Origin of the sequence: Psychrobacter sp., assembly GCF_036731945.1 — a bacterium.
Taxonomy (GTDB): Bacteria; Pseudomonadota; Gammaproteobacteria; order Pseudomonadales; family Moraxellaceae; genus Psychrobacter.
In genome coordinates, this window is the sequence record NZ_DAINDI010000091.1 from 1 (window position 1) to 7080 (window position 7080).

A 7080-nucleotide genomic window follows, 5' to 3' on the forward strand; every position below is an offset into this window, starting at 1 on the left:
GCGGTTATTGCCTTGATATATGTTTATATTCTTAAGCAAAAAATTCAGCCAAAACTTATACGCGCCGTTGCAGCGATAACTTATATTGGCATTGTGGGCTTGGCGGTATTTAATGCCTATTCACCTGTCGTCCATCGTCTAAACGTCACGACAGATAAGCCGCTTAAGCAGCCGCTGCAAATTGCTTTGGTGTCTGATACGCATTTGGGTAGATGGTTTGGCAATCGGCAGATTGATAAGATGGTAAAGCTGATCGATGCCCAGAATCCTGATGTCGTGGTCATCGCAGGCGACGTCATGAATGATTCGACGCTTATGACGCTACCAATATGCATGCGCATTTATCAAAATTGACAGCGCCGCTCGGTGTCTATGCCACTTTAGGCAATCATGATTATTCTGGTAACGAAGTGGCGATTGCCAAGGCTGTTGAACGCGCAGGGATACAGGTAATTGACAATAAAAGCGTTTGGTTAGACGATTCAGTCTTGCTGATAGGGCGTTCAGATGAGACAGATCCCGCACGTCCGGCAGCGATAGATTTGCTTAGTGAAGTGAGGGCGGATAAGCCGGTGGTATTTTTAGAGCACAGCCCTGCTGACTTGGAACAAATAAAGGGTTTGCCGATCGATTTGCACCTGTCAGGGCATACACATGGCGGGCAGATATTTCCTTTAACGATATTACTAAAGTGGTTTACGCCGCTGGTTTATGGGGCAAAGTACAGTGAGGGCACGCAGTTTTTGGTGACTTCTGGCTATGGTATTGGTGCAGTACCCTTTAGGCTTGGCACGCGCTCTGAGATATGGATGATTACCTTGCAGTCGGCGCAGTAGTTATCCTAGCGGTCACAAGTATTGAAAAAGCAGGCGCTATAATCCGCTAATTTATAAATACCGCCACAACCCAGCAAACGCTTTAACAAAATATTATCTCGCTAGGAATTCTCATGCGTTACGCGTTCATTATCACTATTATTGTCCTCCTGCAGCTGTTTAGTTTTGGCGCAGCGTGCAGTCTAGAATGGTGGCTACAGCCTTGGAGCACGCCTTTATTAATACAAAACACTTGGATTGCTGTCTTTGCGGCTACTAATGCTCTTTTGCTGCTTAGCGTCACAAAATCATTTGCCAATAGCTATCGCTGGATAAGTGCTTGGATGATGGTGATGCACTTTATGCTACTAACGGCGCTATTGAGTAGTCTAGTATATGGTGGTTTTTGGCTTTTAAATGCTTTGGGTATTCCTACTTTTTATGATACAGACGTAATTAGTATTGGCTTACGCATTTTTGCCCTAGTTTTCTTTATAGGCCTATTTAGCTATACGCTGTATAACGCTTACGTGCCGGCGGTACGCGAGCTGTCTGTCAAGATTAATAAGCCGCTAAATTACTCGCTGCGTATTGCGGTAGCCAGTGATTTGCATTTGGGCCGTTTATTTGGCAATAAATCTATCGAACGGCTCAATGACGTTGTGCAGCGCTATCAAGCAGACATACTGTTGATGCCAGGCGATATTATGGATGACAACACTGAAGCGTTTGCTCAATACCATATGGCAGAAGACTTGGCAAAGCTGGTAAGTAGTCTGCGCTACGGTGTCTATGCGACGTTAGGTAATCACGATTTGTACGGTCACGAGCAGCCAATTAGTGAAGCTTTACAAGCTGCTGGCGTGCAGTTGCTCAACGATGAAGAGATTTGTCTGTCGCATCAAGGTCAGCCGGTTTGGCTCGTTGGACGTTTTGATAATCATAAACGGCAGAGGGTAGCGACGGCCGAACTGCTCGAACAAGTGAATACTGCTGAGCCAGTGATTTTATTAGATCACCGACCGAGCGATATTATGGCGCATAGTCAGTTACCGATTGATTTACAGGTTTCAGGACATACCCATAACGGGCAAATATTTCCAGCTAACTTTATTGTAAAGGCGATTAATCGCTTGAGCTACGGCTACGAAAAAATCGGTAAAGGTCACTTTGTGGTATCGTCAGGTTATGGGTTTTGGGGTATACCTTTTCGTTTAGGCTCACGTTCTGAAGTTTGGCTCATTACGTTAAACGGCCAGCCGAATTCATAAAAACTATCTTTATCATATTAATGTCCTTGACGATTTAGTTGCAATAAATCTCGAATTGCCTATTAAACGCCAACCTCACTTTTTAGTGATAACAGCCGTTTTATTTATTAGGCTGCTAATAAATTTTGTGTACTGATGACGTCACGTACAAAGTCAGCAAAGCCATGGATAATATGATTGGTTTCCTGCTCAAGTCCTTGGTGCACGCTCATAAAATGAATAAAGCCATGCGGCGCACCATAGACCGTATAAGTTTGGACAGCTCTACCATAATCCTCTAACTGCTTGGCATACGCAAACGCCTCATCACGTAAGACATCGAGTTCGGCAGCGACCACATAGGTCGGGCAAATGTGGCGATTGTCACCGAGCATAGGCGACGTCAAAATATGTTGACGTGGCAGCGGACTATTTTCTAAACAAGCCGCATCAAAAACCGCCACATCGGCGTGATCGAGCAATAACCCTTCGCCGTATAGCTCCCAGCTTGGATAGTCATTTTCGATATCCGTTACGGGATATAAAGGCATTTGAGCCAGTGGCTGCGGTAGGAGCTGTAATATCTCAAACGTTTTTTGCCCATCAATCCCTAAGTCTTGCCATGCTTTTGCAGATGGCGTGATAACTTGTTGGGCAATCATGGTTGATAAGCCGCCGCCTGCACTATCTCCTGCCAAAACAATACGCGACGCTAATGCCCCGAATGTTTGGCAATTATCCGCTAACCAAGCATAAGCGGCAATACAATCTCTTAACCCCGTAGGCGCAGGATATTCAGGCGCTAGGCGATAATCGACACTGACCACTGGCCAGCCTGTTCGCTCACAGACGGCATGACAAAACTCGTGATGAGTGTTGATATCGCCAATACAAAAGCCACCCCCATGGAAAAATAACATGACGGTTTCATCAGGATTGGTTTTGGCTTTCTTTTTAAAGCTAAAGCCTGCTGTGTTTACTTGCTTTTGATAACAACGAATCAGCATATCGCCATCATCCGCGTTGGCAATCGTCTTATCTTCCCAATTGATGCTAGGCTCATTTTTCTTGGTAAAAGGTTTTATACTGTCGAATAATGAAGAGCTTGCCTGTTGCCAAACTCTAGGCGTTTGCATAGCAACAGCATCAGTGGCAAAGCGTTTACGCAGCTCACCCATCTCTGAGATCTGTAAAGGGGTTTTAAGCTTACTATTCACCGCCAGAATCAGGCGCAGGTGCGCATCAACGTGTTCATACTGCTTAGCCGTTGGTCCATCTAGATAACCGACCAAGCTGTCTAATACCGCCTCTGGCAAAAGACCGATACTTTTCATTGCATAATGCAATAGATGGGGCTGATAGGCCGTCAGCAAATTGTGATGCAGTACTTTATCTCTAATAGATAGGTGCTCGCTGTCAATGCAGGATTGCCTATCGTCAGTGCTTATTTGCAAAGTATTGATGGGTAATGGCTCTTGTTTACCACTCTCTAAAGAGTCATTCGAAGGTTTATTAGATAAACGCTCAGGTTTTTCTTGACCTAAAGACGTAAGGTTTAGTGTCCTTACTGCTTTATTAAGTAAGGTGTTGACTGATAATGTCGCTGAATAAGGCATAACACCTCCCATAAACGATAAATTATATTTGTAGTTATCATAAGATAGGCAAAAATAAAGTTGAGTATTATTTAGTAATAGTTTGCGGGCCAATAGTAATTTACTTGGCTTAACTGACGTTTTTTTGTAGGTTTTGTTAGTGAAATGAATTACTTATTGACGACAATGGTAAAGGGAGTAAGGTTGTTTTAGAGGGAACAAACGTCTTAAGTATTAACATAACGCTGTCATGGATTAAGGCGGTATTTATAACCAGCGATAAAAATTCTGCACAGTAGGCTTGAAATTTACCCGTGTCACCTTTATTAATCAGCTATCAGAAGGTAGTTAAAAATTATTGCTAACCATAGGTGATTTATAAAATCACGGTTTGGCTAATGGTCGATTATTTCATTATCTGGCCAATTTATGGTGTTGTTTTCTAATCCATCATTATTCAGTTAATAGCCTTATTCATAATTATATAAAGGAGCCATCATGAACGAGCAGAATAATAACCACGAAAATATTGATCAAAACGTGCCACACGACAACGTTTCTCATGACAATGTCGAGCACGACGATAGTATCTTAAAAGAAACGCTAGAAGAGTTTAATCCACAGCAAAACTCAGGGGAAGAAAGCACTATCGAAAACGATATCGATTTAGATACTTTTAAAGCGCGTATCGCTGAGCTAGAAGGTGAAGTCAAGCAAGCGAAAGAAGGTACAGCGCGCGCCAATGCTGAAGCTTACAATGCACAAAAACGTATGGAGCAAGAAGCCGATAAGAGCAAAAAATTTGCCCTGCAAAAATTTGCCAAAGAGCTATTAGAAGTGGTCGATAATTTAGAGCGCGCTATCGAAAATGCTCAAGCAGATGACCCTGTCACCGAAGGTGTCAGATTGACGCATAAAGCATTATTAGATGTCTTAAACAAAAACGGCGTAGAAGTGGTTGAGCCACAAGGCGAGAAATTTAATGCTGATTTGCATGAAGCGGTTGGCATTGACCCAGAAGCCGAAGCTGATACTGTGGGTACGGTACTGCAAAAGGGCTATAGCCTAAATGGTCGTTTGCTGCGCCCTGCGATGGTTCGCGTTGGGCAGTAGGTTCTACAAGCTTAACCATGCAGAGGTTAATATTTTACATAATAAGTCTTTAACCACGCTAAACCTTACTATTAATAAGGGTTTACACAAAAAATCACATAAAAGACATTTTTTGCCAGTTAAATGACTTGAAATAATACAGCCTCAAACCTATATAGAACAACAAGTGACCGTCTGGTATCTGCTAGGTTCGGTCTGATGAGATAAATAGCTTATTTAAAAATAAATTAGGAGCAATTAATTATGGGTAAAGTAATTGGTATTGACTTGGGTACAACGAACTCATGTGTCGCGGTGATGGAAGGTGATAAAGTTAAAATCATTGAAAATGCTGAAGGTACACGTACCACGCCATCGATTGTCGCTTATAAAGATGACGAAATCCTTGTTGGTCAGTCGGCTAAGCGTCAAGCGGTGACCAACCCGAACAACACTTTATTTGCCATTAAACGTCTGATTGGTCGTCGTTTTGATGACAAAGTGGTGCAAAAAGACATCGGTATGGTGCCTTATAAAATCGCTAAAGCTGATAACGGTGATGCATGGGTTGAGATTAACGGTAAAAAATTAGCACCACCACAGGTTTCTGCTGAAATCTTGAAAAAAATGAAAAAAACAGCAGAAGATTATCTTGGTGAAAGCGTTACCGAAGCTGTTGTAACCGTACCTGCGTACTTTAATGACTCACAGCGTCAAGCAACCAAAGATGCTGGTAAAATCGCTGGTCTTGATGTAAAACGTATTATTAACGAGCCAACCGCTGCCGCACTTGCTTACGGTATGGATAAAAAACAGGGCGATAGCACCGTTGCCGTTTATGACTTGGGTGGTGGTACTTTTGACGTATCAATCATCGAAATCGCTGACGTTGATGGCGAGCAGCAGTTTGAAGTACTAGCGACCAATGGTGATACCTTCCTTGGCGGTGAGGACTTTGACTCAGCGTTGATCGATTATTTGGTTGATGAATTTAAAAAAGACCAAGACGTCAACCTAAAAGGTGACTCGCTTGCGATGCAGCGTCTAAAAGAAGCGGCAGAAAAAGCAAAAATCGAGCTATCAAGTGCCCAAAGCACTGAAGTCAACCTACCATATATCACTGCCGATAGCAGTGGTCCTAAGCATTTGGTTGTCACTATCAGCCGCTCAAAACTTGAGAGCTTAACGGAAGAGTTGGTACAACGCACGATGGGTCCTTGTAAAACTGCCCTTGAAGATGCTGGTCTAAAAGTTGGCGATGTTGATGATGTCATCTTAGTTGGTGGTCAGACTCGTATGCCATTAGTACAGCAAAAAGTACAAGAATTCTTCGGTCAAGAGCCACGTAAAGATGTGAACCCTGACGAAGCGGTTGCCGCTGGTGCTGCGATTCAAGGTGCGGTATTGTCTGGTGACAAAACTGACGTTCTATTGCTCGACGTAACACCATTGACGCTCGGTATCGAAACCATGGGCGGTGTCATGACGCCAATCATTGAGAAAAACACCATGATTCCGACTAAGAAATCACAAGTTTTCTCAACGGCTGAAGACAACCAGCCAGCCGTAACGATTCAGGTGTATCAAGGTGAGCGTAAAATCGCTAACCAAAACAAACAGCTTGGTCGCTTTGACTTGACGGATATTCCACCAGCGCCCCGTGGTTTGCCGCAAATCGAAGTTACCTTTGATATTAACGCTGACGGTATCATGAACATCTCAGCAAAAGACAAAGGTACTGGTAAAGCGCAAAGTATCCAAATTAAAGCGGACTCTGGTTTGTCGGACGAAGAAGTCGAACAAATGGTGCGTGATGCGGAAGCGAACGCTGCTGAAGATGAGAAATTTGCTAACCTTGCGCAGGTACGTAACGAAGCAGATGGTCGTATTCATGCGGTACAAAAAGCGCTAAAAGAAGCTGGCGATAAAGTCACTGAGGATGAAAAATCAACAGTAGAAACTGCCATCTCTGAGCTTGAAGCGGCTGCTAAAGAAGATGATCATGATGACATCAAAGCAAAACTTGAAGCGCTAGACAATGCTTTCTTACCAATCAGCCAGAAGATTTATGCTGATGCTGGGGCTGGCGCAGAAGGTATGGATCCAAGCCAGTTCCAACAAGGCGCTGATAATGCTGGTAACAATAACCAAGCGGATGACGATGTCGTCGATGCTGAGTTTACTGAAGTTGACGAAGATAAAAAATAAGCTTAATTAAAGCTTAAATCGACGTTGATTTTATAATAAAAGGCGTATCTTTCGGGATGCGCCTTTTTAATGTTGACTCTCAGTCGTTGTTAATGAGTAGGGAATATTACTCAAAATAGG

At 43.2% G+C, this 7080-nt stretch carries 6 protein-coding genes; 5 read left to right on the top strand and 1 reads right to left on the bottom strand.

Features of this window, described 5'->3' with window-relative positions; all coding sequences use genetic code 11:
• From V7D75_RS13460 to V7D75_RS13470, 3 genes are all read left to right on the top strand, one after another.
• Positions 1-354: metallophosphoesterase (locus V7D75_RS13460; protein WP_333614966.1), on the top strand; the 354-nt coding region annotated here is incomplete at its 5' end.
• On the top strand, positions 330-836 hold the full coding sequence (locus tag V7D75_RS13465; protein WP_333614967.1) for a metallophosphoesterase: 507 nt from the start codon (positions 330-332) through the stop codon (positions 834-836). The genes V7D75_RS13460 and V7D75_RS13465, both read left to right, overlap by 25 nt.
• 113 nt (positions 837-949) lie before the next feature.
• Positions 950-2086: a metallophosphoesterase gene (locus V7D75_RS13470; protein WP_333614968.1), complete on the top strand. Its 1137-nt coding sequence runs from the start codon at positions 950-952 to the stop codon at positions 2084-2086.
• Positions 2087-2193: 107 nt separating this feature from the next.
• Here V7D75_RS13470 and V7D75_RS13475 read toward each other — a convergent pair whose 3' ends face one another.
• Positions 2194-3681 carry an alpha/beta hydrolase gene (locus V7D75_RS13475; protein WP_333614969.1) on the bottom strand — a complete coding sequence of 496 codons (1488 nt, stop codon included), beginning with the start codon at positions 3679-3681 and terminating at the stop codon, positions 2194-2196.
• 477 nt (positions 3682-4158) lie between these two features.
• On the opposite strand from V7D75_RS13475, the gene grpE reads away from it, so the two are divergent.
• Positions 4159-4773 carry a nucleotide exchange factor GrpE gene (gene grpE, locus V7D75_RS13480; RefSeq protein ID WP_333614970.1) on the top strand — a complete coding sequence of 205 codons (615 nt, stop codon included), beginning with the start codon at positions 4159-4161 and terminating at the stop codon, positions 4771-4773.
• A 243-nt stretch (positions 4774-5016) separates the two neighbouring features.
• Positions 5017-6960 (top strand): molecular chaperone DnaK, encoded by a 1944-nt coding sequence (gene dnaK / locus V7D75_RS13485; RefSeq protein ID WP_333614971.1) that lies wholly within the window; start codon positions 5017-5019, stop codon positions 6958-6960.
• The last annotated feature ends 120 nt before the right edge of the window (positions 6961-7080 follow it).